Source organism: Cyanobium sp. Lug-B, from assembly GCF_024345635.1.
Taxonomy (GTDB): Bacteria; Cyanobacteriota; Cyanobacteriia; order PCC-6307; family Cyanobiaceae; genus Cyanobium; species Cyanobium minutissimum.
Map to the genome: position 1 here is coordinate 18,135 of NZ_JAGQBM010000003.1, position 25,108 is coordinate 43,242.

Consider the following 25,108-nt stretch of genomic DNA (forward strand, 5'->3'; position numbering starts at 1 on the left):
TTCTCCGCCAATCTATTCATTTAACCATTAAGCTGTATGCGATGCGCTGATGCGGCTCCTCTCAGCCATGGCGATGCCGCCATGGAACAAAGGCTGGCACAGCCGAAAGATAGGCCCGATAACGATCTCCAAACTCGCGCGCAGCCTCCCGCTCCTCTTGCTTTGCCAGGCGCAGGTACATCACCACAAGCACTGGATACATCGCCAGGGTGAGCAACGTGGGCCATTGCAGAAGGAATCCTGTCATCACCAGAATGAAGCCCAGGTACTGGGGGTGACGAAGCCGTGCATAGATGCCGGTGGTCACCAGTTCATGCTTCTGCTGGGCGGCATAAAGCGTGTCCCAGCCCCTGGCGATGAGCATGAAGCCACCACCGATCAGCACGAAGCTAGCAAGATGGAAGGGTCCGAAATGCGGATTCACGCGCCAGCCAAGCAGCGTTTCCAGTAGATGCCCCACATCATGGGAGAGCCAGTTCACGGATGGATAGCGACTCCCAAGCCAGCCAGAAAGGAGGTAAATCGTCAGTGGAAACCCATACATCTCGGCAAACAAGGCCACCAGGAAGGTGCTGAATACACCAAAGCTGCGCCAGTCACGCGGCGTCTTGGGCTAGAAGAAACTGAAGGCAAAGAAGATGAAAACAGCGCCATTCACCACCGCCAGTCCCCAGAGGCCATAGGCCGGGGCGTCACTTTGGTTCATCACGGCTTGGGGGTAGGGGTCGATCGCGAGTCCGGCCCCTCCGGGGCGCCGGGATGGCCGTGCCCATGGCCGCCATCCATGAAGAGGTGCATCAGCGGGCATGCCAGCAACACCAGGAAGGGAAGGGCACCAAGGGTGTGCGCTGTGTGCTCCAGCAGCAAGTAGAAGGCCGCCACCAGGAGAAAGCCATAGAGCACCCACCGGGATCGCCGGCGTGGTAACCAGCCGGAAAGGAAGGTGGGATCAGCCATTGAATCTCGCTAAATGGGACGTACCGGGACAAAAGCACCGATGATCAAGCCGCTCGGTAGCGACGCAACAGCGAGGAGTTGATGATCACCGAGAGCGAACTCAGGGCCATCGCCGCACCGGCGATCATTGGATTGAGCCAACCAAAGGCAGCAATCGGGATGCCGATCCCGTTGTAGATGAAGGCCCAGAACAGGTTCTGGCGTATCTTGCGCATGGTGGCCCGCGACAGGCCGATGGCGGTCACGACCAGCCGCACGTCGTTGCCCATCAAGATGATGTCACCGGCTTCCTTGGCCACATCCGAACCGGAACCGATGGCGATGCCGATGTTGGCGGTGGCCAGGGCCGGGGCGTCATTGACGCCATCACCCACCATGGCCACATTCTGCTCCACCAACTGCAGGGACTTGATCGTTCCGGCCTTGTCAGAAGGCTGCACCTCGGCGATCACCTCGGTGATCCCCACCTGGGCGGCAATCGCCTCTGCGGTGGTGCGGTTGTCGCCGCTGAGCATGATCACCCGCACCCCACGGCGCCGCAGCAGGGCCACGGCCTGCTCGGCCTCGGGCCTGACCGTGTCAGCGACGGCGATCACCCCCAGGATCTGGTCGGCGCGGCCCAGCAGCATGGCTGTCTTCCCCTGGGCCTCGAGCCCAGCGAGCTGGCCTTCCACAGGCTCGGGAAGCCGAGGCAGGAAGCGCCTCGCCAGGGAACGGTTGCCGAACCAGACGACGTCCCCGCCCTCTTTGGCGGTGATGCCCTCGCCCACCTGGGCCTCAAACTGCTCCAGCGTCAGCAGCTCCAGGTGGCGCGCTGCAACGGCCTCGGCAATCGCCGCTGCCAGGGGATGCTCCGAGCCATGCTCCAGAGAACCCGCGAGCCGAAGTATCTCCTGCTCTGACTGGCTTGCCAGGGGCTCCAGATCGGTGAGCACCGGCTTGCCCAAGGTGAGCGTGCCTGTCTTGTCGAAGACCACGGTGGTGAGCTTCTCAGCCCGCTCCAGCACCTCACCGCTGCGGATCAGGATGCCCTGCTCCGCGCCCTTGCCCACCCCCACCATCAGGGCCGCTGGGGTGGCGATGCCCAGGGCACAGGGGCAGGAGATCACCAGCACGGCGATGAAGGCCAGCAGACCACTGCTGAACTGCCCTGCCAGGGTCCAGAGGGCAAACGCCGCGAATGCGATCAGCACCACGGCTGGAACAAACCAGCCCGTGACCTGATCGGCCAGGCGCTGCACCGTGGCGGTGCTGGCCTGGGCCTCTTCCACGATGCGCACGATCTGGGCCAGGGCGGTGTCGGATCCCACCCGGCTGGCCTGAAAACGGAGCAGGCCATTGCCATTCACGGTGCCGCCGATCAGTTCGGCGCCGGCCTGTTTGGCCACTGGCAGGGATTCACCGGTGAGCAAGGATTCGTCCACCGAGGAGCTGCCCTCCAGCACCACCCCATCGGAGGGGATCTTCTCGCCCGGGCGCACCAGCACCGTCTCGCCGGTGTCGATGGCATCGGCGGGCACGGTCATCTCCATGCCGTCGCGGATCACCGTGGCCGTGGCGGGCTGAAGATCGAGCAATTTGCGGACGGCGGCAGAGGAGCGTTTCTTGATGATCTCCTCCATGTATTTGCCCATCAGCACGAAGGCGATTACCACCGCCGAAACTTCGAAATAGACGTCCCGTTCACTGACGCCAACCGGCAGCCAGGTGGGCGCAAAGACCACCACCACGCTGTAGAAGTAGGCAACGGAGGTGCCCAGGGCGATCAGCACGTCCATGTTGAGGGCGCGGCGCTTGAGGGCCGCCCAGGCGCCGGTGTAGAACGACCAGCCACCGATGAACTGCACGGGGGTGGCGAGCACGAACAGCCACTTCCCCCAGCTCATCCAGGGCAGGAAGGACACTGGAGCCCAGGACACCAGACTCACCCCAGCGGCCAGGGCGATGAAGGCCCCGGCCCGGAACAGCGCCAGCGCCAGCACCCCACCGATCACGAAGCCGACGCGACGGCGCATCACGCGCAGCTCACGGTCCGGATTCTGGAAGGTCTGCAGGCAGGTCTGGCTACAGAAGTAGTAGTCGCGGCCACCGCGATGGGCGCTGAGGGCTGTGGCCTTGGGAACCACCATGCCGCAGATGGGATCCTTGGCCATTCCCTTGCCGCCGCCGGTGGGCGGCGGGCCGTGGGTTCCGGGCTTCCCGTGGGAATGGCCAGGGGTCTGGGTGACGGTTTTCGCGTTCATCCTGGCTGCTCCTGATCGGTGGGGCTAGTTAGGAAAGATCTACCCAGGTTTTTGCTCAAAGACGAAAAAGAGCGTCGTATTTGTGGTACTCCGGCTTGCGTAAGCCCTCCACCGCCAGCATCCGGCGCAGTTCCATGATCTCGGCGCGCTGGGCCAGGATCACTCCCTGGGCAAAGCGCCGGATCGTGGGGTTGGTGCTCTTGGCCAGGGCGTCGTGGGCCATCATCAGCGCCCCGCCGTGGTGCTCGAGCATGCCCTCCAAGAACCACACCACCCGATTGTCCTTGGTGGGGATCTGGCCCATCATCCGCATGCCGTCGATCTGGGACTGGCTCATGCGGGTCAGGCCGGTGAGGCTGTTGGGATCGCCTCCGGAGGCCAGGGTCACGGGGTAGGCGGGCGCCTGGGGGTACCAGGCTTTGCGCCACAGCCCCATGGCCCGGATTTCGTTGGCCTGGTCGCGCCAGATCGTTTTGCCGAGGGCTCCCACGCCGGGTTGGCCGATGTTGAAGACGAACTCACTCATGCGCAGGGCACCGGTGTGGTGCTGCACCATCCCATCGATGAAGCGCAGGTCGTAGGTGGCGCCGGCAGGTCCCACGTCATGGGCATGGCCTGCATGGGCCGGGGCCGATCCGGCAGGGTCGGACATTCCAGGCATGCCCTTCATCCCTGGCATGCCTTGGTGTCCTTCGTGATTCATGCCACCGGGCATCTGGGCGAGGGCAGGAGACGCAACGGTGAGGGCAGAGGCGAGCCCGATCAAAGTGGCGGTGAAGCGGAATGGGTGCATGGCGGAAGGGTCGAACCACCTCACCGTATGGTCTCCCCTAGGCAGGAGAGTCAAGGGCCAAGGACGCAGCAAATCTGCGACGACCGCAGCCGGTCATCCCAGGCTTGACTCTCCACCTAAGTGGAGGTTCTACGGTGGAGTCATCCCCGCATCAGAGGCCATGAACCCGACATCTTTCCGCGGTCATTCGCGGTTCCTGGGCCTGCTACTGGGGGTCGGCGCTGTTGCTGCCGTTGTCTCAGGGGGCGGCTCGCTCGCGGCACGCGCCAGTGCTCCAGCCCTGACGCCGGTCACCTCCTATCGATCCGCCAGCTGCGGGTGCTGCAAAGGCTGGGTACAGCACATGCGCGCCAATGGCTTCGCTGTGCGCGATGTCGTGGTGGCCGATGTCGCCGTGATCAAGCGACGCCTGGGGGTCCCCGCCCGCCTGGCCTCGTGCCACACCGCCGAAGTGGCCGGTTTTGCCCTTGAGGGTCACGTCCCTGCTGCTGATGTGAAACGGCTGCTGCAGAAACGGCCGCCCCTGGCGGGCCTCGCCCTTCCGGGGATGCCCCTGGGCTCCCCAGGCATGGAATCGGCCTACGGCAAAGAGGCGTTCACGGTGATGGCCTTCACGCGGACCGGAGCCATCAGCAGCTTCTCCCAGCACGCCAAATAAGGAACCAACCATGACCACTCCGCTTCGGCGCCGTCAGGTGCTGGGCCTGGGGCTCGCCGGCCTCGGCACAGCCGTGGTCGGTCCTGTTCTCTGGGACCGGGTGCAGCGCTCCGCCGCCCGGGCCCAGCCGGCCGGTGCGGCGCGGTTGGCCTCCCGTGGCGGCCTCGCTGATTTGGAGCTGGTGGCCCGCGCCACGCCTGGAATGGTTCCCGGTGGCCCCGCCGAGCTAGTCACCTACAACGGCCGCTCCCCCGGTCCGCTGCTGGAGGTGAACGCCGGCGATCGGGTGCGGCTGCGACTGCGCAATGAACTCAAGCAACCCACCAATCTCCACTTCCACGGGCTCCACATCCCCCCCACCGGCACGGCCGACAACGTCTTCTTGAGCGTGCCGCCCGGTGGCTCCTTCGACTATGAGTTCACGCTCGCCAAAGACCACCCGGCCGGCCTGTTCTACGTCCACCCCCACCAGCACGGACTCTCGGCCGATCAGGTGTTCGGCGGCCTCAGCAGCGCCCTGGTGGTACGCGGCGATCTGGACAGGATTCCGGAAGTGGCGGCCGCCAAAGAAACCGTGCTGGTGCTAAAGGATTTCGCCAGCGCCTCCGGTCAGGAAGCCGCCATGGGCGTGGGGCGCATGCTCGGCCGGGAAGGCCCCCTGCTGACGGTCAACGGGGCGATCAACCCAGGCCTGGCAATTCCCAGCGGCGGCCTGCTGCGGCTGCGCCTGCTCAATGCCTCCAATGCACGGATGTACCGCGTGGCCCTCGAGGGCCACTCACTGGTTCTGATCGCCACCGATGGCGGCGCGATCGCCACCCCAGAGCCTCTCGATGAGCTGCTTCTGGCCCCCGGCGAGCGGGCCGATGTGCTGGTGCAAGGCAACCAGACCCCAGGCAGCTACAGGCTGCTCAACCTGCCCTACCAGCGCAGTGGCCACATGGGGATGGCCGCAGCTGAGGACGCTCCCCGGACCCTGGCTACCCTCAGCTACGCCGGAACGGTGCCACCACTACCTCTGCCGAAGGCCCTGATCCCTGTGCCGGCCCTGCCGAAGCCGGAGCGCACCCGCCGTTTCGTCATGGCCCATGCCATGGGAACGGGTATGGGTGGGATGAAGCACGACATGGGCGCCATGGGCGGTGGCGGCATGGCCATGGGCGGCATGGGCATGGGATTTCAGATCAATGGCCAGGCCTTCGATCCCGATCGCATCGACACTCGGGTTGCCCTCGGGAGCACGGAAGACTGGCTGATCGTCAACGACGACGTGATGGATCACCCCTTCCACTTGCACGTCAATCCCTTCCAGGTGATCAGCCGCACGGGTCGTCCTGAATCTCAGCGACGCTGGAAAGACACGGTGCTGGTGAAAGCGGGCGAAGAGGTGCGGATCCGCGTCACATTCAGGGATTTCCCGGGGCGCACCGTCTATCACTGTCACAACCTCGACCACGAGGATCTGGGGCTGATGGGGGTGCTGCAGATCGAGTAGTGGATGGTCTGACGCTGCCCATGATGATCACGCCCATAGCCGCCAAAGACACAGGACTCGAATTGATCCGTGAATGCGCCACGTCCTGACCCTCTCGCTGGCCTGCTGCTGGCTTACAGCTCCAGTGATGGCGGCTGAAGCGGAGGCGTGCCGGAACCTGCTGGAGCAACGCCATGCCCTGGCCGAGCAGGCCATGAAGGCCGAAATCGCCCTGGTTCGAACCACCCAAGAACGGATCTGCCCGGTCCTCAGCCAGCAGGCCGATGGGGCCAATGCCAACGACCGCAACGAGCAGACCATCAACTACCAGGCCCTGCTCGACTGCCGCCAAAAGACGGAAGAACAGCTGCTGCGCAGCCAGCGGGTTCTCTACGTTAACACCCAACAATTCAGGTTCTACACGGCCGCTGGAGCCAAGCTGGCCCGGCAAGCCGATGGGCTGATGCAGCAGATGCAGGATCAGGAGTGTCCCCAGCTGCGTTGATCAACAGCCTGTGCACACACAGCCCCTACCCACCCTTGACCCTGGAGTGACTACAGGCTGTTTGATGGGGCCTGGATGACCTGACCATGGCGGAACATTGCTGCAACAGCGGAACCAGCGGGCAGAACGCTGGAGCCACCATGGAGCCGCAGCCGGAGCTGGCAAGCGCCAGAGAAGCGCGGTTTCGGATCAGCGCCATGGATTGCGCCACCGAAGAAACCGAGATCCGCCATGCCCTCGCAGGTGTCGACGGCATCCGCGGCCTGAGGTTCCTGCTGGCCGAGCGCGTTCTGGCGATCGATGCCGAAACGGCCGCGCTCAACTCCGCCCTTGCCGCAATCCGCCGGCTGGGATTCAACCCGGAGCCGATCAGCTCCGATCACCGGCCTTCTGCCGCCCAGACCCGCGCCGAACGGCGCCTTGAACGGCTCCGCCTGGCGGGCTCCCTGGCACTGGCGCTCACGGCGGAGCTGCTGCATCTGGTCGTTCCCGCCTACCCGGGCCATGAGCTGGTGGAGATCGGGATCGCCATCGCCGCGATCGCCCTGGCGGGCTTCTCCGTGTTTCGCAAGGGCCTGGCCGCCCTGCGCCAGGGCCGGCTCAACATCAATGCGCTGATGAGCGTGGCGGTCACGGGCGCCTTCCTGATCGGCCGCTTCCCGGAAGCCGCCATGGTGATGGCGCTCTATGCCGTGGCCGAGGCGATCGAAGCGCGGGCCGTGGAGCGGGCCCGCCAGGCGATCACCAGCCTGATGGCCCTGGCCCCCGATGAGGCGGAGATCCGCCAGAGCGATGGCCGCTGGCAGCGCGTGGCCGCCAGTGCCGTGGCCATCGGCGATGTGGTGCGCGTCCGCCCGGGTGAGCGCCTGCCGCTCGATGGCACGGTGCTCAGCGGCGAGAGTGCGATCAACCAGGCGCCAATCACCGGCGAAAGCCTGCCGGTTGACAGAGGCCCTGGTGATGAAGTGTTTGCGGGCACGATCAACCAGGGCGGCGCCCTGGAGATCCAGGTGACGGCGCCCGCCTCGCTCAGCACCCTGGCGCGCATCATCCAGGCCGTGGAGGAAGCCCAGGCCTCCCGTGCCCCGATCCAGCGCTTCGTGGATCGCTTCGCGGCCCGCTACACCCCGGCGGTGTTTGTGGTGGCCCTGGCCGTTGCCCTGCTGGCGCCGCCCTTGCTGGGATTCACCCCCATGCAGGCGATCTACAAGGCCCTGGTGCTGTTGGTGATCGCCTGTCCCTGTGCGCTGGTGATCGCCACACCGGTCACGGTGGTGAGCGGCCTGGCCACCGCCGCCCGCCGCGGCATCATCATCAAAGGCGGCCTGTACATCGAGGAGGCCCGCAAGATCAAGGTGCTGGCCCTCGACAAGACCGGCACGATCACCCTGGGCCAGCCCCAGCTGGTGGCCCTCTCCCCACGGCAAGAAGGGGCAGACGCTGGAACTCTCAAACAGTGGGCCAGCAGCCTGGCGGAGCGCTCCGACCATCCGGTGTCGCGGGCGGTGGCGTCAGGCCTTGATGGCGAGCGGCTGGCCGTGGAGGCCTTCGAGGCCCTCCCCGGAAGGGGGGTGCGCGGCGTGATCGCGGGGCGGCCGTTGATGCTGGCCAACCACCGCTGGATCGAGGAGATTGGGCTTTGCTCCAGTGAACTGGAAGCATCGATGCAGGTCCATGAGCGCCAGGGCCGCTCCCTCAGCCTGCTCGCGGATGACAGCGGCGTGCTCGCCCTGATCGCCGTCGCCGACACCGTTCGGCCCAGCTCGGCGGCGGCCATGGAAGCCCTGCGGGCCCTGGGCGTCACCCCGGTGATGCTCACCGGCGACAACGCAGCCACCGCCGGTGCGATCGCGGCCGTGGCCGGCATCGAGCAGGTGAAGAGCAACCTGCTGCCGCAGGAGAAGCTCGAGGCGGTGGCCGATCTGCAGGCCCGCTATGGATTCGCGGCCATGGCCGGCGATGGCATCAACGATGCCCCGGCCCTGGCCCAGGCGGACATCGGTTTCGCGATGGGGGCCGCGGGCACCCACATCGCCATCGAAGCGGCCGATGTGGTGATCATGAACGACGATCTGATGCGCGTACCGGAAACGATCGCCCTCTCCCGACGCACCTTCCGAATCCTGCGCCAGAACATCGCGCTGGCGCTGGGAATCAAGGCCCTTTTCCTTGTGCTCACCGTGGCCGGAAATGCCACGATGTGGATGGCGGTCTTCGCGGACATGGGCACCAGCCTGATCGTGATCGCCAATGGCCTGCGGCTGCTCCGCACACCCAATCTCTTTAACCTTCGCGGGTAAGCAGCTCTGGATCTCCCCAGGCTTGACTCTCCCCTCGAGTGGAGGGTGTATGGTGATGTTGTCCTTCAATGACTGTGTGATGAAAATCACTCCTCTGGCAATATTCCTTTTGGCTGGGATTGCCTTTGGCTCCATGGCCGCTCCTGGCCACGCGAACGAACACACCAGATCGACCACTACTGAGCGGAATCAGCATTCTAATGCAGTTCTCGCAGCTGTCCCACATCAAATGGGGGGAGGCATGCCTGCCAATGGGGGATGTGCTTGTTGTAAAGAATCCAAGCCCGTCATGAATTGACATCGCCAGGTTTTTGAGTTCCGCCAGTCTTCTGATCAACCACTGCGGGTTTTCAGACGACTGGCTTTCTGCTTTCGGTGCAGCGATTAAGCTCGGCGAGAATACCGCAGATCTCCCCCTGATCTGGTTGCCGGCAGAGCCCTCTGAGCTGCCGCAGCTGATCCTGTAGTTTGTGCAGCTCATTGACGCGGGCATCGACCTCGGCGATCTTCTCGTCCAGCAGGGCATTCACCGTCAGACAGCTTCCGGCTGGGGCGTCCCGCGCCTCGATGAGGAGGCGCACCTCCTCCAGGCTCATGTCAAGGCTGCGGCAGTAGCGGATGAAGCGCAACTGCTCCACATGCCGCGGCGAATAGAGGCGATAGTTGCCTTCCGTGCGCTGTGGCAGCGGCAGCAAGTGCTCGCGTTCGTAATAGCGGATGGTTTCGATCTTGACCCCGGTGGACCGTGCCAACTCGCCGATCTGCATGGATTCATCCCCTTGGGTTGGCAAGTCGGGCGGACAAGCCTCCCTGGCGCAACGCTAGGCCCTTGACCCTGAAGCCACTTCAGGCTTTTCAATGACCGCATCTCCACCCTTCTCTCAGTCTGTGAGCAGCGCTACACCATCCAAGCTCCTGTCCAGTCGTCGGGCCGCCCAAGAGCCAGGCCGGCCCTGGGTGCGCCTCACCATGGCCGTGCTCGCCACGATCGGCATGATCGATACCGGCTCGATCACCGCCAAGCGTTGGGGTTGGATCGGCAGCCTGTCCTGTCCGGGCGGTAGCGATGGCTGCGACAAGGTGCTCGGCAGCGCCTGGGGCACGCTGCTGGGCCAGCCACTATCTCTGTTTGGATTCCTGGCCTACGGCACGGTGCTCCTACTGGCCCTGATGCCGTTGCTGCGAGGGGGTCGGCGGGCCCCTGCCTCGGAGGGCAACTGGTGGTCTCTGTTCCTCGTCAGCTGCGGCATGGCCGTCTTCAGCCTGGTACTCATGGGGCTCCTGGTCTTCGAGATCAAGGCCTTCTGCACCTTCTGTGTGGTGTCAGCCGCCCTCAGCCTGGCGCTGTTCCTGTTGAGCCTTGTTGGAGGTCGCTGGATCGACCTCGGCCAGCTGATCTTTCGCGGAGTGATGACAGCCCTCCTTGTCGGTCTGATGGGGCTGGGCTGGGCGGCCTCGGCGGACCAGCCTGTCGCTGCAAGCGGGCGCGCGGCCCCAGCTGTGGTCAGCGCCAGTTCGCCGGCCAAGATTGCCCTGGCGGAGCATCTGAGCAGCGTCGGTGCCCGGGTGTTCACGGCGTACTGGTGCCCCCACTGCCATGACCAGAAGGAGGCCTTCGGCAAGGAGGCTGCCGCCAAGCTCCAGGTGATCGAATGTGCCGAAGACGGTGCCAACACCCAGGCGCAGCTGTGCAAGCAGCAGGGGGTTCAGGGCTATCCCAGCTGGCAGATCAAGGGCGTTATGGATTCGGGCGTCAAGCCGCTGAACACCCTCGCCGATCTCAGTGGCTACACGGGTCCTCGCGACTTCTGAGCAGGCAATCACCCTGCCAGGCCAGCCACTCCCCGATAAGGGACCAACGCCACCCTCGCCCTAACCTCCAGCTCCGCTGGCATCGCTTCATGCCTGATGCACCGCTCGGCACCGCCGCCCGCATCGACACGCAGGCCGTGGAGGTGCCTGCCGGCCTGGGCACGCTGCGCACGTTCCTACGGGTGCTCGGACCCGGGTACCTGGTGGCCGTCGGCTACATGGATCCGGGCAACTGGGCCACCGATCTGGCGGCCGGTTCCCAGTTCGGCTATCGCCTGCTGTGGGTGATCGGGCTCTCCAGCCTGATGGCGATGGTGCTCCAATCGCTCTGCTGCCGGCTGGGCATCGCGACGCGGCTGGATCTGGCCCAGGCCTGCAGCCAGCTCCTGCCGCGGTTCTGCCGGATTCCGCTGTGGCTGCTGGCCGAGGTGGCGATCATTGCCTGCGACCTGGCCGAGCTGGTGGGCAGCGCCATTGCCCTGCAGCTGCTTTTCGGTCTTCCCTTGCCCTGGGGGGTGGGCCTCACGGCCGCCGACACCCTGTTGCTGCTGGCGCTGCAGCGCTTCGGGATCCGCCGACTGGAGGCCCTGGTGATTGCCCTTGTGGCCCTTGTGGGCGGCTGCTTTGCGGTGGAGATGTTCTTGCTGCAGCCCAATTGGAGCCAGGTGGGCCTGGGCTTTCTTCCCCAGGCCGCCAGCCTCAGGGACGGCCAGCAGTTGTTTCTGGCCGCCGGCATTCTCGGGGCCACGGTGATGCCCCACAACCTCTATCTGCATTCCTCACTGGTGCAGACCCGCCTCTGGGCCGGCGGCCGCGGGACGCAGCGCAGGGCGCTGGCCTTCAGCACCTTGGACACCCTGATCGCCCTCAGCCTGGCCTTTCTGATCAATGTCTCGATCCTGGTGCTGGCCGCCGGCAGCTTCTACGGACGACTGCCGCAGCCGGTGACGGACCTGAGCGAGGCCTACCGGTTGCTGACGCCGATGTTGGGCACCTCGCTGGCGAGCGTGTTGTTCGGCGTGGCCCTGCTGGCGGCGGGCCAGAGTTCGACGCTCACCGCCACCATGGCCGGCCAGATCGTCATGGAGGGGTTCCTGCAGATCCGGCTGCCGGACTGGAAAAGGCGGCTGCTCACCCGAGGCCTGGCCCTGATCCCGGCGATGGCCACGGTGATCCTGTTCGGGGAACGGGCCACCACGAATCTGCTGGTGCTGAGCCAGGTGGTGCTGTCGCTGCAGTTGCCCTTCGCGGTGATCCCGCTGGTGTGGTTCTGCGGGCGGCGCGGTCTGATGGGCGAGCTCAGAGCGCCGCTCTGGCTTCAGGCAGCAGGCTGGCTGTGCGCCAGTGTGATTGTGATGATCAACCTTTCGTTGCTCACCACGGTGCTGCGGGGCGGCTGAACTGTTGACTGCAGCCTCTGCGAGGGCCCATGCCGCAGCCGGCGGACAGCAAGAAGCCCGAGGGTGGCTTCCGCGTACAGGAGCGCCGCGATGCTCAGGGCTGAACCCTCCCCTGCGAGGGTGCTGATTAGGGGGGCGCTGCAGCCGAAGAGGACGGCGGTAGTGATGGCTGCCAGCTGGCCTTGGCGTTGCTGAGCGATCAGCTGCTCCATCGCTTGATCAGTCCTGAAAGGGGACAGAAGATCCAAGCCAAGTCCGATGGCTCAATACTCGAGCAGTTTGGCGAGGTCTGGGCCAAATTCCTCATGGGATCCCAACCGGCCGGGGAGATGGAGGACCCGGCTGGCTACCGCTGACAGGGCTGTCATCGCCGCCAGGGATTTCGGTGGCGTTTGATCAGCGATCACCACGGTGAGGGGTTGCTGCAGGGCGGAGGCCGCAATCAGCCAGCCATCGGGGCGACCGAACGGATCCAGTCCCCCGGTCACGAAGGCAGCACTGGCAAAGCGCGCACCGGGCTGGCGGGCAATCCGTTGCCGTGCCTCCAACCCAGCTTGCGTCAGGCCCGGACCGGCCACATCCACATGACGCCGGCTCATCCAGCCCAGCACTCCTGCAGAAGTGTTTAGGCGGTAGAGCAGCGAACCGATCAGGGGTATTTCCACCAGGAAACGGATGGCGTTGAAGGCCCGACTCCGCCGCCCCGCCATGGTGGGGAACGGCCCGCGCCAAGTGGGGGCAACCACGACCCATTCCTTTGTCTGCAGACCGCGTGTGGCAGCCAGTAGGGCGATGCCGGCTCCATGGCCAGCGGCCAGCAGACCACAATCCACCGGGCAACAGTCGCGGCGGAAGTCCACAAGGAAGGCAGCCAGCAAATCAGCGTCGTAGGCAAGGCGCCGCCGCTCGCTCCCCCCGAAGCCCGGCCAGTCCACGCTGATCAGGCGGGGTAACGAGTCGGCATCGCCAGAGCGGCCACAGATCGCCTCGATGAACGGCTGCCACTCCTGGCGGCTGGAGATGGTGCTCAGCGCGGGTAGTAGCAACCAAGCAGGGCCATCGCCGCCTGAGATCCCGTAGGCGACGCGGATGGTCTGGCCTTCATGGGACCAGACGTAGGTCAGATCCCGATCGTGAGACGCCTCCGCCGAAGCCTCGGTGGGACCAAGGGGAGCCTGGGCCATGGGCAAGGAGGAAGCTATCTTCATCAAGGCTATTGTGCACATTCACACACTAAGGCGATGACCCCAGAGCGAGGTCGCTGCTCCTCCAGCCGGACAGGGAAGGTGATGCTCTCCTGCTGGATTCCAGAAGCTCTGCGGATGGAACTGGACCGGGTCTGGGCCGCCAAGGGCCTGAGGCCCCATGGCCGCACCCAGCAAGGGATGGAGGACATGATCGCCGCCTACCTGGCGGCCCAGCAAGAGGAATAAACGTGAGTAATCGACACCGCAACCAAAGCGGGCACGACCATGTGCACGTTCACGATCACCACGACGATCATGGTCACCGCAGCAGTGCCCCCGGGGCATTTCGCTGGAGCATCGTGCTCAACAGTGGCCTCACCGCCCTGCAGTTGGTGATCGGCTTTGGCTTTGGCTCAGTGGCGCTGATCGGCGATGCCCTCCACAACCTGGGGGACGTGGTGGGCCTCTTCCTTGGCTGGGGGGCTGAGCGTCTCAGCCAAAGGCCCGCCTCCGGCCGCTTCACCTATGGCTACGGGCGCAGTTCCCATATGGCTTCCCTGGTGAATGGACTTCTTCTTTTCTCTGCCGGTGTTGTGGTGGTGGTGGAAGCCATTCAACGGCTGGTGCATCCTGTGCCCCTCGTAGCTGGCCCGGTCGCCTGGGCTGCCGCCGCCGGCATCGCGGTCAACCTCATCTCAGCTCGCCTGTTCGGGCAGGACCACCACCACGACCTCAACCAGCGGGCCGCTGTGCTGCATCTGCTCACCGATGCCGCCGTGTCGGTGGCGGTGCTGGTCAGTGCCGTGCTGGTGGGTGTTACCGGCTGGCTCTGGCTCGATGCAGTCACCGCCATTGGTGTGGGGGCGGCCGTGATCTGGAGCGCCAAGGGCCTGCTGGCCGAGGCCATCGCCGTCAATCTGGATGCCGCTCCACGGCACATCGATGTTGATCGGATCCGCCAGGCCCTGCTTGACCTCCCGGGTGTGGTTGAGGTGGAGGAGTTACACGTGTGGGGGGTGAGCACCTCACGGACCGCGCTGACCGCTCACATTCTGTGTCGAGCGGCAACGTTCACAGACGCCGGCGAGTTCCTTGAGCAGGCGCGCCGCCGTCTGGCAGAGATGGGCATCCGGAAGAGCACCCTGCAACTGGAGACAGCCGGCGACTGCTGAACCAGTGGAAGATGCACCCTTCGGGTCCATGCCACCTTCGCGATCGCCCGCAAGCTGCAGGGCACCCGGGGCTGCACCGTCTCGGTGATCTGAGTCCCAAAAGGACCAGCCCCATGGGCCTCACGGCTCCCTTTTTCGCCGAGGGCTCTGGGCGAGACACCAGCGGGGGAGGGGGCGGCCCTCCTCAGCAGCACTCAGAAGGTTCCTGCTTAACTTCTGGCGCTGATTCTTAACTTCGCCACAAGGACAGAAGCCGCCCACAGGTTCATGTCAACACTTGGCCTGAAGATCCATGATAAAGCCGTGTAAAAATCTCACTTGAGATGGTTCAATCAATCTCAGTATCAGCAGTAGCGATGCGTCTCAGCCTCCCTAGCGATGACCATGGCGGTGATGAACATCACTGACGTGAGCATGCTCGTGCTCAATCGGTGCGTGCTGATGCTCATGGGCATGCCAATAGGCCTGCTGTGGATCGCTTGAGAGCTGGTCATTCCGAGGGTGGTCGTGGCTGTGGTGGGGGTCTCCGCCGGTCGGGTCGTGCCTGTGACGATGCGCATGGCTGAAGGCGTCATGGCGATGCCAATGGGAATGGTCTTCCTTGAGCAGAACGGCAACGCCGAGCAGCATCAGGGCTGAGGCCGTCCCCATGCCGCTAGTGAATGCCTCGCGCAGCACCATTACGGAGAACAGGACGCCTACGAACGGAGCCGTTGAAAACACCACGGATTCGCGCGCCGCACCCAGATGGCGTAGGGCCAGCAGATCAAGCCAGATCGAGAGGCCGTAGCCCATCGCGCCGATCACCAGCAGTCCGAGAAGAACGGGCCAGGCCGGCAGGGATTGGCCGGCCGCCAGGGCCAGCAGCAGCATGGGAGTTGAGGCCCCGATCGCCTTCAGCATCGCGATCTGGAGGGGGTCGCGCAGGCTCAGGCGCTGGCTCAGGTTGTTGTCGATCCCCCAGGCCAGGCAGGCGCCGGCGATCAGCAGGGTGCCCTGCAGAGTTGCTCCGTGAAGAGAGCCCTCCGTGAGCAGCACGGCACCGGAGAGGATCAACACGGCCGCGATCAGCCCCCTGCGGCCGAGGTGCTCACGGCCGATCAGCACCGCGATCAGCAGCGTGAACACTGCTTCCAGGTTCAGCAGCAGCGAGGCGGAGCCCGCCGAAAGCAGGGTGAGACCCTGGACCAGGCAGATCGGACCAACCATCCCCCCTAGAACGGTGAGCCCCAGCAGCGGTGGAAGGTCACGGCGCTGCACCGGTGACTCCTGCTGCTGCTGACCACGGAACCCCCGCACCATCAGCAGCGCGAAGGCAGCTCCGGCGTAGAGCAGCGCCGCGATCATCAGCGGCGAGCCTTCTTGGCTGACGAAGCTGATCAAGGGAGCGCTGAGGCCGAAGAACACCGCGGCCAGCAGGCCAGCGATCAGCCCCTGCCGCTGTGGGTTACCCCTCACTCTCGTCACAGGATCGCCGCCAATGGCTTCAAGCCTCGCGCAGGCTTGCGGAGCCGGGGAAGCAACCAGCGTCCGAAACTGGCATAGAGGGCGGGGAGCACCAGCAGGGTGAGGCTGGTGCAGGTGAGCAAACCACCGAGCACCACAATCGCCAGGGGCTGCAGAATCTCGTTGCCCGCCCCGAAGGCCAGGGCCAGCGGCAGCATGCCCAGAGCCGAGGTGAGTGCTGTCATCAGGATCGCATTGAGGCGCTGGAGGCTGCCGGCGCGGATCACCTCCTTGAGCTCCAGCCCTTCGGCGTGGCGGCGGTTGTAGTTGTCCACCAGCAGCAGGCCATTGCGGACCGCCACCCCGAACAGGGTGATGAAGCCGATCAGGGAGGCCACCGAAAGCACACCGCCGGTGAGCAGGATGGCCACCAGGCCACCGACTAGGGCCAGGGGCAGGTTGATCAGGATGGCGACCGTGGCCGGCAGAGATTTGACGGACACGAACATCAACACGGCAATCACCACCGTGGCCAGCAAGCTGTAGAGCACCAGGTTGGCGGTGGCCCGCTCCTCTGATTCGAACTGCCCGCCGTAGCGGATCAAGTAGCCGCTGGGCACCTTGATCTTGGTGTCGATCGTCTTTTGGATGTCGCCGACGACCGTTCCCAGTGGCCGGCCACTGACGTTGGCGGACACCACGATCAAGCGAGACACATCCTCCCGGTTGACCACATTGGCGCCCACTCCGTTGTCAATCCGGGCCAGGGATCCCAGCGGCAGCATGGTGCCGGCGGGGGTTGAGATCGGAATGGCGCGCAGGGCATCGAGGCTGTTACGGGATTGCTCGGGCAGCATCACCACCACATCGGTGCGATCGGTGCCGTTGCTCACCACCTGGCCCACCGTCTTGCCGTTGAGGGCGATCTCCACCGCATCAGCGAGTTGCTGCATCGTCAGTCCGTTGGCGGTGGCGGCCTTGCGATCGAAAGCGATCTGCACCTGCTGGATGGGCAACTGGGGTTCGAGCTGCAGATCCACCACCCCCTGGATCGGTTCGATGGCGTCACGCACCTGCTCCCCGATCCGGCGCAGTTCGGCCAGGTCGGGCCCGTAGATCTTGATGGCGATGGCGCTGCGCACCCCCGAGAGAACCTCATCCATGCGGTGGGAGATGAAGCCGCCGATGTTGGGTGCCACGCCTGGAAGGCGAAGAAAGGCTTGGCGGAGTGCGGCGATGGCGGCAGGGCGATCCTTCATCGCCGCATCGCTCAACTCCACATCCACATGGGCCAGGTTGACGCCTGCCCCATCGGCATCTCCCGGGGCCCGGCCGGTACGAACCTGCACCCACTCAAACAGTGGATTGGCCTTGAGGGTGTTGGACAACGCCAGCCCGGCGCGGTTGGTCATCTCCAGCGACACGCCTGGATAAAGCACCATCGAATTCACCAGGGACTTCTCGCGGAACTCCGGCAGGAACACCCGCCCGAGGCTGGGGAGGATGGCGCAGGCCATCACCACCACGGCCAGGGCAGCGGCCAGCACCCGCCTGGGGGAGACCAGCACCCGCTCCAGCATTGGCCTGTAGGCCCGCTCGACCCAGGTGGCGATCCAGGTGTTCTCGGCGGGGAGCCGCGTGTTCGCCAGCAGAATCCCGCAGAGCGCTGGCGAGAGGGTGAGCGCCACCAGGGTGGAGGCGGCGATCGACAGCAGGTAAGCCAGCCCCATCGGCGCGAAGATCCGCCCTTCCACGCCCGTGAGGCTGAAGATCGGCGCGAACACCACCACGATGATGACGGTGGAGAGAATCACTGGTTGGCGCACCTCCACCGAGGTTTCGTACACCACCTGCAGGGGATTCTTGGGCTGGGCGGCCACCTGGTTGCGGCGCAGGCCGCTGTAGCAGTTCTCCATGTCCACGATGGAATCGTCGACCACCGAGCCGATCGCCACCACCAGCCCGCCGAGGGTCATGGTGTTGATCTCCAGCCCAAAGGCGCGCATCAGCATCAGGCCGATCAGCAACGACAGGGGGATGGCACTGAGGGTGATGACGGCGGTGCGCCAGTTCATCAGGAACAGCACCATCACCACCGAGACGATCGCGATGCCTTCGATCAGGGAGCTGCTGACGTTCCTGATCGCCGTGTCAATGAAGCTGGCCTGCCGGAACGTGCGCGTCACCTGAATGTCAGCCGGCAGGGTCTTGCTGAGGGCGGCGATCCGCTCCTCCACCTCACGGGTGACTCTGGGGGTGTCGATGTCGGGCTGCTTGTTGATCATCAGCACCACCGCCGGCTTGCCGTTGAAGCTGCCGTCGCCGCGCTTGAGGGCGCTGGCCAGCCGCACGGTGGCGACATCCACGAGCCGGAGCGATTGGCCTTTGCTGCCTGTCACCACGGAATCGGCGAGTTCCTCAGGGCTGCTTGCCTGGCCGCTGGCGCGGATCAGTTTCTCCTGCCCGCCCGCGATCAAAAAACCGCCGGGTGCATTGGAGCTTGCCGCTGCAGCCGCCTCAGCCACGGCCTGCAGCGACACATTGCGGGCCTGCAGTTGCTGGGGATTGATCTGGATCTGCTGCTGGGCTTCTTCACCGCCATAGAGGGTCACCTGGGAGACACCGGGCACCGCCAAAATCTGGTTGTTGAAGGTGGTGGCAACGATCCGGCGCAGCTCCATCAGCGTGGTCGGGCCGCCGCCCTTCAAGGTGAAGGCGTACTGCAGGATCGTGCCCAGTGGCGACACGAGCGGGGAGATGACCGGCGCGCTGGCATTGGCGGGCAGCTCCGCCTCGATCTGCTGCAGGCGTTCCGCCACCGATTGGCGTGCCCGGTTGATGTCGGCGTTCTGATCGAAGATCACCTGCACCATCGAAAGCCCCACCTTCGAGGAGGAGCGCACGGTTTCCACTCCCGGCAGTCCGTTGACGGCCGATTCGATCGGCACGGTGATGCGTTGTTCCACCTCTTCTGGTGCCAGACCATCGGCGGTGGTCTGCACATCCACCTGGGGTGGGGCGAACTGGGGAAAGACATCCAGGGGCATGCGGCTGAGGATCGAAAGGCCCCAGAGCGTGATCAGGATGGCGACCACAACCACCAGCCAGCGTTTGGCGATCGAGGTGCGCAGCGTCTGGTTGAGCAGGCTTTCAAACATGGGAATGGGTTGAGTGGCGGTAGAATGCGCAGGCTTCGGGTGTCAGTTCTTCTTCCCCAGGCGGGAGGCCACGACCACACCGCCCACCACCACCACCGCAGCACCGGCCCCGATCACCAGGGGGTTGAGGCCTGCGGCGGCCGAGGGCGCGGCCACGGCTGGGGTGGCTGGGGCATCAGAAGCAGCGGCGGGGGTTTCCCCACTGGCGGCCACGGCGGTTTGGCTCTTCTTCGATTCGGCGTAGAGCGAGAGGGCCCCCTGGGTCACCACGTTGTCTCCCGGCGAGATGCTGCCGTCGGTGATTTCGATCTGATCGCCCTTGCTGGAGCCGGTCTGGAGGAACACCGGGTCGTAGGTGGTGCCGCTTTTCACGAACGCCAGCGGCTTGCCGTCCGCATCCACCACAGCGGCGACGGGAATGGAGACCACACCGCCGGCCTCGGTGGCGGGGGCGGTGGTGATGCCCAGCATGGAATCGATCTCGGCGCTGGCCTTCACCTGGCGCACGTTCCCCTGCTGCTGAAACTCATCGCCATGGCCCACATGGGCCACGGCCGGATGGAGTCCGCCGAGGGCCAGGCTGCCGAGGGTCATGGTTCCGAGGCTGAGGCTGGTGGCCAGAAGAAGGGCGCGCATGCTGCTGCTGCCGCGAGGGCAGGACAAGGACCCGCAGAGGATGCCGCAGTGGGGATGAAAAACAGGTGAAACCGCTTGCGCTACCTAGGATCAGCCGCAATGTCTGACTTCTGGCCCAGGCCCATGCCCCTGCGCATCCTGTTGGTGGAGGACGAAGCGGAGCTGGTCGGGGCGATCCAGACGGTGCTCAGGGCCGAGCAGCATGTCGTCGATCACGTGACGGAGGGTCTGGGGGCCTGGAGCCTGCTGCGCAGCGAGCTGGCCACCTACAACCTGCTGATCGTCGATTGGATGCTGCCGGGTCTTTCAGGCCCGGAACTCTGCCGTCGGGTGCGCGGGGCCGGTCTGACCCTGCCGGTGCTGATGCTCACTGCCCTGGCCGACACCAGCCACCGGGTGCAAGGCCTTGATGCCGGCGCCGACGACTACCTGAGCAAGCCGTTCGCGATGGAGGAACTGCTGGCGAGGATCCGCGCGCTGCAACGCCGCCAGCCCAACTACCGCGAGCCACTGCTCAGTTCCGGGCCCTATGTGCTGGATCCGGCCCAGGGCTGCCTCACCGTTCAGCGGGGAGAGGAAACCACCAGGATCAACCTGTCCGCGAAGGAACTCCAGCTCATGGCCTTTTTCATGGAGCATCCGCAGGAGATCATTCCCGGAGCGCGGCTGCGGTCCCAGCTCTGGTCGCTGGACGAGGATCCGATCAGCAATGTGGTGGCGGCCCAGGTGCGGCTGCTGCGGCGCCGGATCGCCAGCCACGGGCTTCCCTCTCCCATCGAGACCGTGCACTCCAAGGGGTATCGCTTCGATCCGGAACCGGAACCATAGGCACCTCCGCCATGGCCTGGCCCGGTCCCATTCCCAGCAGCCGCCTGCGGCTGGCGTCGGTCTATCTTGCGGTGATCGGGGTGATCCTCTACGGCGCCGGCTATGGGCTGTTCGGCCTGTTGATGCGCGCCAACTGGACGGCCGTCCAGCGGGAGGTGGAGACCCTGGCCGGCACCCTGCATGACAGCCTCAAACCCTTGCTGCCGCCGGAAGCCAGGCCCTCACCTCAGCTGGCCAGGGTGCTCCCCGGGCTCTGTCTGGTGGGTGAGCCCTGTCCGAGTCCGCCCTCCCTGCTGCCGCGCCATGCCGTCAGCATCACCGATCCAGAGCGCTTCTACGTGCGTCTGCTGGATCGTCGTGGCGTGCTGATCGCCCACTCCCCCGGCTCTCCGGGTGACGCACCCAGGGCGAAGGTGGCCCGACCCGACACCGTCTGGTCGGTGGTGACGGGGCAGGGCGGTGAGCGCTTCCTGCAGTATGCGATTCACCTGCACCGTTCCCACACGCCGGCGCATCAGGGCGCGAAGCCGACGGAGCTGGATTGGGGCTATCTGCAGATCGGCCGCAGCCTGCGCGGGCTGGAGACGGAGAGGGAACGGCTCTGGTGGGCCACCCAGACGATCGTGGTGCTCGCCCTGCTGGTGGCAGCCCTGGCCAGCTGGTGGCTCTCCGGCCTGGCGATGCGGCCGCTGCTGGCGGCCTACCGGCAGCAGGAGCAGTTCACCGCCGATGCGGCCCATGAATTGCGGGCACCGGTGGCCAACCTGCTGGCCGTGGTGGAGGCCCACAGCACCCAGGCCCCGGCCGACCAGCCTGCCACCAGGGAGATGCTGGGGGTGGTCCACCGGCAAGGGCAACGGCTGAACCGTCTGATCAGCGATCTGCTGCTGCTCGCCCGTTTGGATGCTCCTGAGGCGGCTGGGCCATCGGAGCCCTGCTCCCTGGTGCAGATCGCGCGGGACCTGATCGAAGAAACCGGCGAGGCGGCGGCGGCGGCAGGGCTGGATCAGCAACTGGTGGGGGGTGAGCAGGACATCACCGTGCAGGGCACGGAATCTGACCTCTATCGGCTTGTGTCCAACCTGCTGCTCAACGCGATTCAGTACACACCGTCAGGAGGTGAGGTGGTGCTGAGCCTGAGGCGCGAGAGAGGCCAGGCGGTGTTGGAGGTCCAGGACAGCGGCATCGGCATCAACCCAGTGGATCAGCAGCGCGTCTTTGATCGTTTCTTCCGCAGTGATCCAGGGCGATCCCGTCGCCAGGGCGGGACAGGCCTGGGGCTCTCCATCGTGGCGGCGATCGTCCGTCGCCATCGCGGCGAAATCTTCGTGGCTTCCAAGCCGGGTTCCGGGAGTGTCTTCACCGTGAGACTTCCCATGTCTGGGTGATGCGCCCAAGTGAAGCTTGATCAAACTGAACTGCATCAGCAGTACATGAGTCGTCTGTGCCAATAGTTCCGATATTTGCACTGTACGGGCAGACTGATTAGCGAAAGAATATAGCATATATGATGGCCACGTCAATAGCGACCTATTGGATTCTTGCCCAATGAGCGCAGAGTCTGGTTACCTAATGGATGGTGGGATCTCAATGATTGATCAGTGATGAGAGGTCCTCCCTCGTCCCAGCCAGCAACGGGAGGTTCACTTTTGGCTAGATGAGCGCAAGTTGCCTCGTACTTGGACGAAAGACGTGTCACTCCTATCACCCGATCGGAGTTGTTGCGGTCCACAACCTCCAGGAGCGATTAGAGCGCCACCAAACTGCTGTCCCCTGCTCAGAGTTAAGATCATTGAGGATAACCCTGGCTGTGATTCAGCTCTCACATTGTTGTATGGCGATGCATGCGATGAGCAATAGCAGGATGGAGGAATCAAGGCCAGCTAGTTACGGACTGGTTCAAAGCCAGCATCTGCAGGGGTAACGACTGAAATGAAAGTGAGTGGCTCTTTTCCGTTGTTGCTGACGCCGTGCACACACCCTTTGGGGGCAACGACCACATCCCCAGCTGTGATTGCAAGGGAAGAACCTGATGCATCCGTCTGGTAGTCGCCCTGCCCGGAGAGAATCGTCCAGGTGTCCTGACCGGCAGGGTGAAGGTGGGCCGCGATTCGCTGGCCTGGCTTGACATACCAGGCGACGACCGCCGCTTCAGCCGTTTCCGTGATGACCGACCGTATCGGCTCATCGTCGGACGGCTGCATGAATGCATAGGCATGGAAAAGACGGCCGCTAGCCATGGCAAATCCCTTGCATGAGGTTTACAGCTGACGATGGAGTGAAAGCGGCTTATCACCCTACAACGATTCTCTTGAATGGCCTGTCCGTGCCCGGAAAGGTCAGACAGGCAGGCACCCAATCCGATCAAGCGGCTTGCGGGTATTGACAACAAGCGTGAGCGGATCCGATCGGGATCCCAACCACGCCGCTCCCCACGAACCGTTCCCCATGAAGCCCCTTTCGATGTCCCTGGCAGGCGCCCTGGCCCTGACGCTCCTCGGCACCTCCGCAACGCCCGGGCGGACCGAAGCCATGCAGGGCTCCGTCCCCACCCTGATCGCCCAAGCGGCACCAGTGGCTATGCAGAGCTTCCGCATGGCCGAGGCCCCCGTCAGCGGCAGCTACACCATCGTGAACAAGGCTGGCAAGCAATTATTGGTGCTGAGCGGCGACTTCAAAACCAAGGAAACCGCCCCTGACCTGAAAGTGATCTTCAGCCCTTCGGCGATGCCCCTGGCCAGCACCAATCCCCCCAGCTTCCCCCTCAAGGCCGGCACCTACACGGTGCTCGCCCCGCTCAAATCCGCCTCCGGCGCCCAGAGCTACGTAATCCCCGCCTCGATCGACCTCAGCCAGCAGGGCTCGGTGATGATCTGGTGTGAGGCGTTCAACGCCACCATGGCCTGGGCCCCCCTGAAGCCCTGAGCCATGCAGACCGTCGACTGGCTCTGGCTGCTCCATCCGGCCCTGGCTGTAGTGCTCGTCTACCCCTTGCTGGGCATGGTGCTGCGCCTGGCGCAGCAGACCCGGGATCGCCGCCTCACCCAGGCCAAACATCCCGCCACGGTGGGCCGGGACCATGCCGATCTCGGCAAGCTGTTGGCCGGTTCGGTGGTGGCGATCGTGCTGATCGCCGAAGCGGTGGTGATCGCCACCAAGCATCCCCTTTCGGCCTTCGAAGGGGGGGGACAACGGCTGGGGCTGTTGCTGCTGGTGCTTGTGGGATCGGGGATCGCCCTGGCGGCCCTCTGGCGGGTGAAGCGGCCCGCCTACCGGGCCAGCTTCGGCCTGCTCTGCTGGGCGGGGGTGATCACCCTGGGGATGCAGCCAGAGGTGTTCCGCCTCAGCGACAACCCGTTCGAGCTGGCCTTCTGGCAGTCGCACTTCTGGGGCGGCATCGGGCTCACCGGCCTGATGCTGTTCTCTGTGGCCTGCCGGCCGGAGATCCACAAACACCTACGTTGGCGCCGCCTGCACGTCAGCGCCAACCTCCTGGCCGCTCTGATCTTCCTGGCCCAGGGCATCAGCGGCCCTCGCGATCTGCTGGAGATTCCCCTCAGCTGGCAGAAACCAACGATCTATGCCTGCGACTACACGGCACGAACCTGTCCGCCGCCGGCACCCCGTTGACTTGGAAACGTCTTTGACCATGGAGTTGGCCTGTCCCCGATGCAGAACCCAGATCGCAACGAGCATCGCGCATTCGGCCTGCGTTGTGTCCCACCCGTGCCCCGACTGCGGCATGGTCATTCGGCCGCGCCCCGGGGAGGGGTGCGTCTTGAGCTCCTACAGCAATGGGAACCTTCATCGCAACACGTCCTATCTGTCGCGATGCTTACCCGATCGCGGCGAGCGCTTCCATGCCGTCGTCGGGACGAGCCCATTCACCAGTTATTACAGTGAGGGTCGACTCACCGAGTTGCTGGCCTGGGCCAACGAACATTTCGATCGCGTCGATGTGTTCGTTCCCGACACCCCGACGGTGTGGACATTGGAGGCGGGCGGCTATGTCCCTGAAGTGGCCGCCCGTAAGACCAGCCGACAAGTGCGCCACCTCAACAACAAGATTGGTCGAGCCCGCGAAGCCGTTGGCACTGTTGCCAACCGCCTGGGTCTGCTTCCCTGGACTCAGGTGGCGCGGCTCGATCGTTATGCCGCGTCTGAACAACGCTGCCGCAACGCCTTCGCCACCGACCGGGAGTTTCAACTGGAGTGCCTTGCCGCAACGGACGACGTTCTTCAGAATCGGCGCCGGGAGGGACATGAACCGAGCCATGACCAGCGCTTGGGTGCGGTAGACTATCTAATGGCAGAGCTGCCACTCATCCTCTACGGGCCTGAGCTCTTCGACGTCCAGACCTCGACGTTTGTGTACCACCGCTCGCTCCGGCTATTCGAGCGGATCTTCTCAGGTGACTTCTCGATCGGACCGTCGACTGGGCAGCATTTTGTGATCGCTCAGCAGCTGGCGGAACCGGTGGGTTCACTTAGTCGAGAGGCTGCATAACCATCACCGGCTGTGGCAGATCACGCCCAGCC

The 25,108-nt window shown here is 64.8% G+C and carries 21 protein-coding genes and 1 pseudogene; 12 read left to right on the plus strand and 10 right to left on the minus strand.

Translation table 11 applies throughout. The features are described from left to right. Positions 1–61: 61 nt before the first annotated feature. From KBY81_RS01120 to KBY81_RS01135, 4 genes and pseudogenes are all read right to left on the minus strand, one after another. Positions 62–706, minus strand: a pseudogene (locus tag KBY81_RS01120) (methyltransferase family protein). Further along, positions 706–957, minus strand: coding sequence for a DUF2933 domain-containing protein (locus tag KBY81_RS01125; protein WP_254975275.1), 252 nt, complete (start codon positions 955–957; stop codon positions 706–708). The pseudogene KBY81_RS01120 and the gene KBY81_RS01125 overlap by 1 nt, the downstream one beginning before the upstream one ends. Positions 958–1,001: 44 nt before the next feature. After that, complete coding sequence (locus KBY81_RS01130; protein ID WP_254975276.1) at positions 1,002–3,200, minus strand: heavy metal translocating P-type ATPase; 2,199 nt, start codon at positions 3,198–3,200, stop codon at positions 1,002–1,004. 55 nt (positions 3,201–3,255) lie between these two features. Further along, positions 3,256–3,993, minus strand: coding sequence for a DUF305 domain-containing protein (locus tag KBY81_RS01135; protein ID WP_396103642.1), 738 nt, complete (start codon positions 3,991–3,993; stop codon positions 3,256–3,258). Between the two features lie 343 nt (positions 3,994–4,336). Between KBY81_RS01135 and KBY81_RS01140 the strand changes: the two genes are divergently transcribed. The 4 genes from KBY81_RS01140 (at position 4,337) to KBY81_RS01155 (ending at position 8,930) form a co-directional block, all read left to right on the plus strand. Beyond that, positions 4,337–4,651, plus strand: coding sequence for a DUF411 domain-containing protein (locus KBY81_RS01140; protein ID WP_254975278.1), 315 nt, complete (start codon positions 4,337–4,339; stop codon positions 4,649–4,651). 10 nt (positions 4,652–4,661) lie between these two features. Beyond that, the gene (locus KBY81_RS01145) at positions 4,662–6,146 is read left to right on the plus strand and encodes a multicopper oxidase family protein (protein WP_254975280.1); all 1,485 of its coding nucleotides are present in this window, start codon (positions 4,662–4,664) and stop codon (positions 6,144–6,146) included. A 73-nt stretch (positions 6,147–6,219) separates the two neighbouring features. After that, the gene (locus tag KBY81_RS01150) at positions 6,220–6,630 is read left to right on the plus strand and encodes a hypothetical protein (RefSeq protein ID WP_254975282.1); all 411 of its coding nucleotides are present in this window, start codon (positions 6,220–6,222) and stop codon (positions 6,628–6,630) included. A gap of 197 nt (positions 6,631–6,827) precedes the next feature. Beyond that, positions 6,828–8,930, plus strand: a complete 2,103-nt coding sequence (locus KBY81_RS01155) for a cation-translocating P-type ATPase (RefSeq protein WP_254975284.1) — start codon at positions 6,828–6,830, stop codon at positions 8,928–8,930. Positions 8,931–9,280: 350 nt separating this feature from the next. On the opposite strand, the gene cadR is transcribed toward KBY81_RS01155, so the two are convergent. Continuing rightward, positions 9,281–9,697, minus strand: a complete 417-nt coding sequence (gene cadR, locus KBY81_RS01160; protein ID WP_254975285.1) for a Cd(II)/Pb(II)-responsive transcriptional regulator — start codon at positions 9,695–9,697, stop codon at positions 9,281–9,283. Between the two features lie 91 nt (positions 9,698–9,788). Between cadR and KBY81_RS01165 the strand changes: the two genes are divergently transcribed. Then, on the plus strand, positions 9,789–10,742 hold the full coding sequence (locus tag KBY81_RS01165; protein ID WP_261356991.1) for a vitamin K epoxide reductase family protein: 954 nt from the start codon (positions 9,789–9,791) through the stop codon (positions 10,740–10,742). Positions 10,743–10,831: 89 nt separating this feature from the next. Next, positions 10,832–12,142: an Nramp family divalent metal transporter gene (locus KBY81_RS01170; RefSeq protein ID WP_254975289.1), complete on the plus strand. Its 1,311-nt coding sequence runs from the start codon at positions 10,832–10,834 to the stop codon at positions 12,140–12,142. A gap of 263 nt (positions 12,143–12,405) precedes the next feature. Here the strand turns inward: KBY81_RS01170 and KBY81_RS01175 are convergent, their stop codons facing one another. After that, positions 12,406–13,326, minus strand: coding sequence for an alpha/beta fold hydrolase (locus KBY81_RS01175; protein ID WP_254975290.1), 921 nt, complete (start codon positions 13,324–13,326; stop codon positions 12,406–12,408). Between the two features lie 251 nt (positions 13,327–13,577). Here KBY81_RS01175 and KBY81_RS01180 point away from each other — a divergent pair, with 251 nt between their 5' ends. Beyond that, positions 13,578–14,501 (plus strand): cation diffusion facilitator family transporter, encoded by a 924-nt coding sequence (locus tag KBY81_RS01180; protein ID WP_254975291.1) that lies wholly within the window; start codon positions 13,578–13,580, stop codon positions 14,499–14,501. Positions 14,502–14,873: 372 nt separating this feature from the next. On the opposite strand, the gene KBY81_RS01185 is transcribed toward KBY81_RS01180, so the two are convergent. Genes KBY81_RS01185 through KBY81_RS01195 form a run of 3 tightly spaced genes read right to left on the minus strand, consistent with a single transcriptional unit; the run spans position 14,874 to position 19,741 of the window. Continuing rightward, a complete protein-coding gene (locus tag KBY81_RS01185; protein WP_315858455.1) occupies positions 14,874–15,968 on the minus strand; it encodes an EamA family transporter in 1,095 nt (364 codons plus the stop codon). Continuing rightward, positions 15,965–19,105 carry an efflux RND transporter permease subunit gene (locus tag KBY81_RS01190; protein WP_254975293.1) on the minus strand — a complete coding sequence of 1,047 codons (3,141 nt, stop codon included), beginning with the start codon at positions 19,103–19,105 and terminating at the stop codon, positions 15,965–15,967. Before KBY81_RS01190 ends, KBY81_RS01185 begins: the two co-directional genes overlap by 4 nt. Before the next feature lie 42 nt (positions 19,106–19,147). Next, complete coding sequence (locus tag KBY81_RS01195) at positions 19,148–19,741, minus strand: hypothetical protein (protein WP_254975294.1); 594 nt, start codon at positions 19,739–19,741, stop codon at positions 19,148–19,150. A gap of 123 nt (positions 19,742–19,864) precedes the next feature. Here KBY81_RS01195 and rppA point away from each other — a divergent pair, with 123 nt between their 5' ends. Both rppA and rppB read left to right on the plus strand, forming a co-directional pair. Further along, complete coding sequence (rppA, locus tag KBY81_RS01200) at positions 19,865–20,569, plus strand: two-component system response regulator RppA (RefSeq protein ID WP_254975295.1); 705 nt, start codon at positions 19,865–19,867, stop codon at positions 20,567–20,569. An 11-nt stretch (positions 20,570–20,580) separates the two neighbouring features. Further along, the gene (rppB, locus tag KBY81_RS01205; protein ID WP_254975297.1) at positions 20,581–21,957 is read left to right on the plus strand and encodes a two-component system sensor histidine kinase RppB; all 1,377 of its coding nucleotides are present in this window, start codon (positions 20,581–20,583) and stop codon (positions 21,955–21,957) included. A 495-nt stretch (positions 21,958–22,452) separates the two neighbouring features. On the opposite strand, the gene KBY81_RS01210 is transcribed toward rppB, so the two are convergent. After that, the gene (locus tag KBY81_RS01210; RefSeq protein WP_315858456.1) at positions 22,453–22,809 is read right to left on the minus strand and encodes a cupin domain-containing protein; all 357 of its coding nucleotides are present in this window, start codon (positions 22,807–22,809) and stop codon (positions 22,453–22,455) included. Positions 22,810–23,017: 208 nt separating this feature from the next. Between KBY81_RS01210 and KBY81_RS01215 the strand changes: the two genes are divergently transcribed. The 3 genes from KBY81_RS01215 to KBY81_RS01225 all read left to right on the plus strand — a co-directional run bounded on the left by KBY81_RS01215 (position 23,018) and on the right by KBY81_RS01225 (position 25,076). After that, complete coding sequence (locus KBY81_RS01215) at positions 23,018–23,494, plus strand: DM13 domain-containing protein (protein WP_254975300.1); 477 nt, start codon at positions 23,018–23,020, stop codon at positions 23,492–23,494. Positions 23,495–23,497: 3 nt separating this feature from the next. Further along, a complete protein-coding gene (locus KBY81_RS01220; protein ID WP_254975301.1) occupies positions 23,498–24,199 on the plus strand; it encodes a DUF4079 domain-containing protein in 702 nt (233 codons plus the stop codon). A 148-nt stretch (positions 24,200–24,347) separates the two neighbouring features. Beyond that, positions 24,348–25,076: a tRNA-dependent cyclodipeptide synthase gene (locus KBY81_RS01225; RefSeq protein ID WP_254975303.1), complete on the plus strand. Its 729-nt coding sequence runs from the start codon at positions 24,348–24,350 to the stop codon at positions 25,074–25,076. Positions 25,077–25,108: the final 32 nt, after the last annotated feature.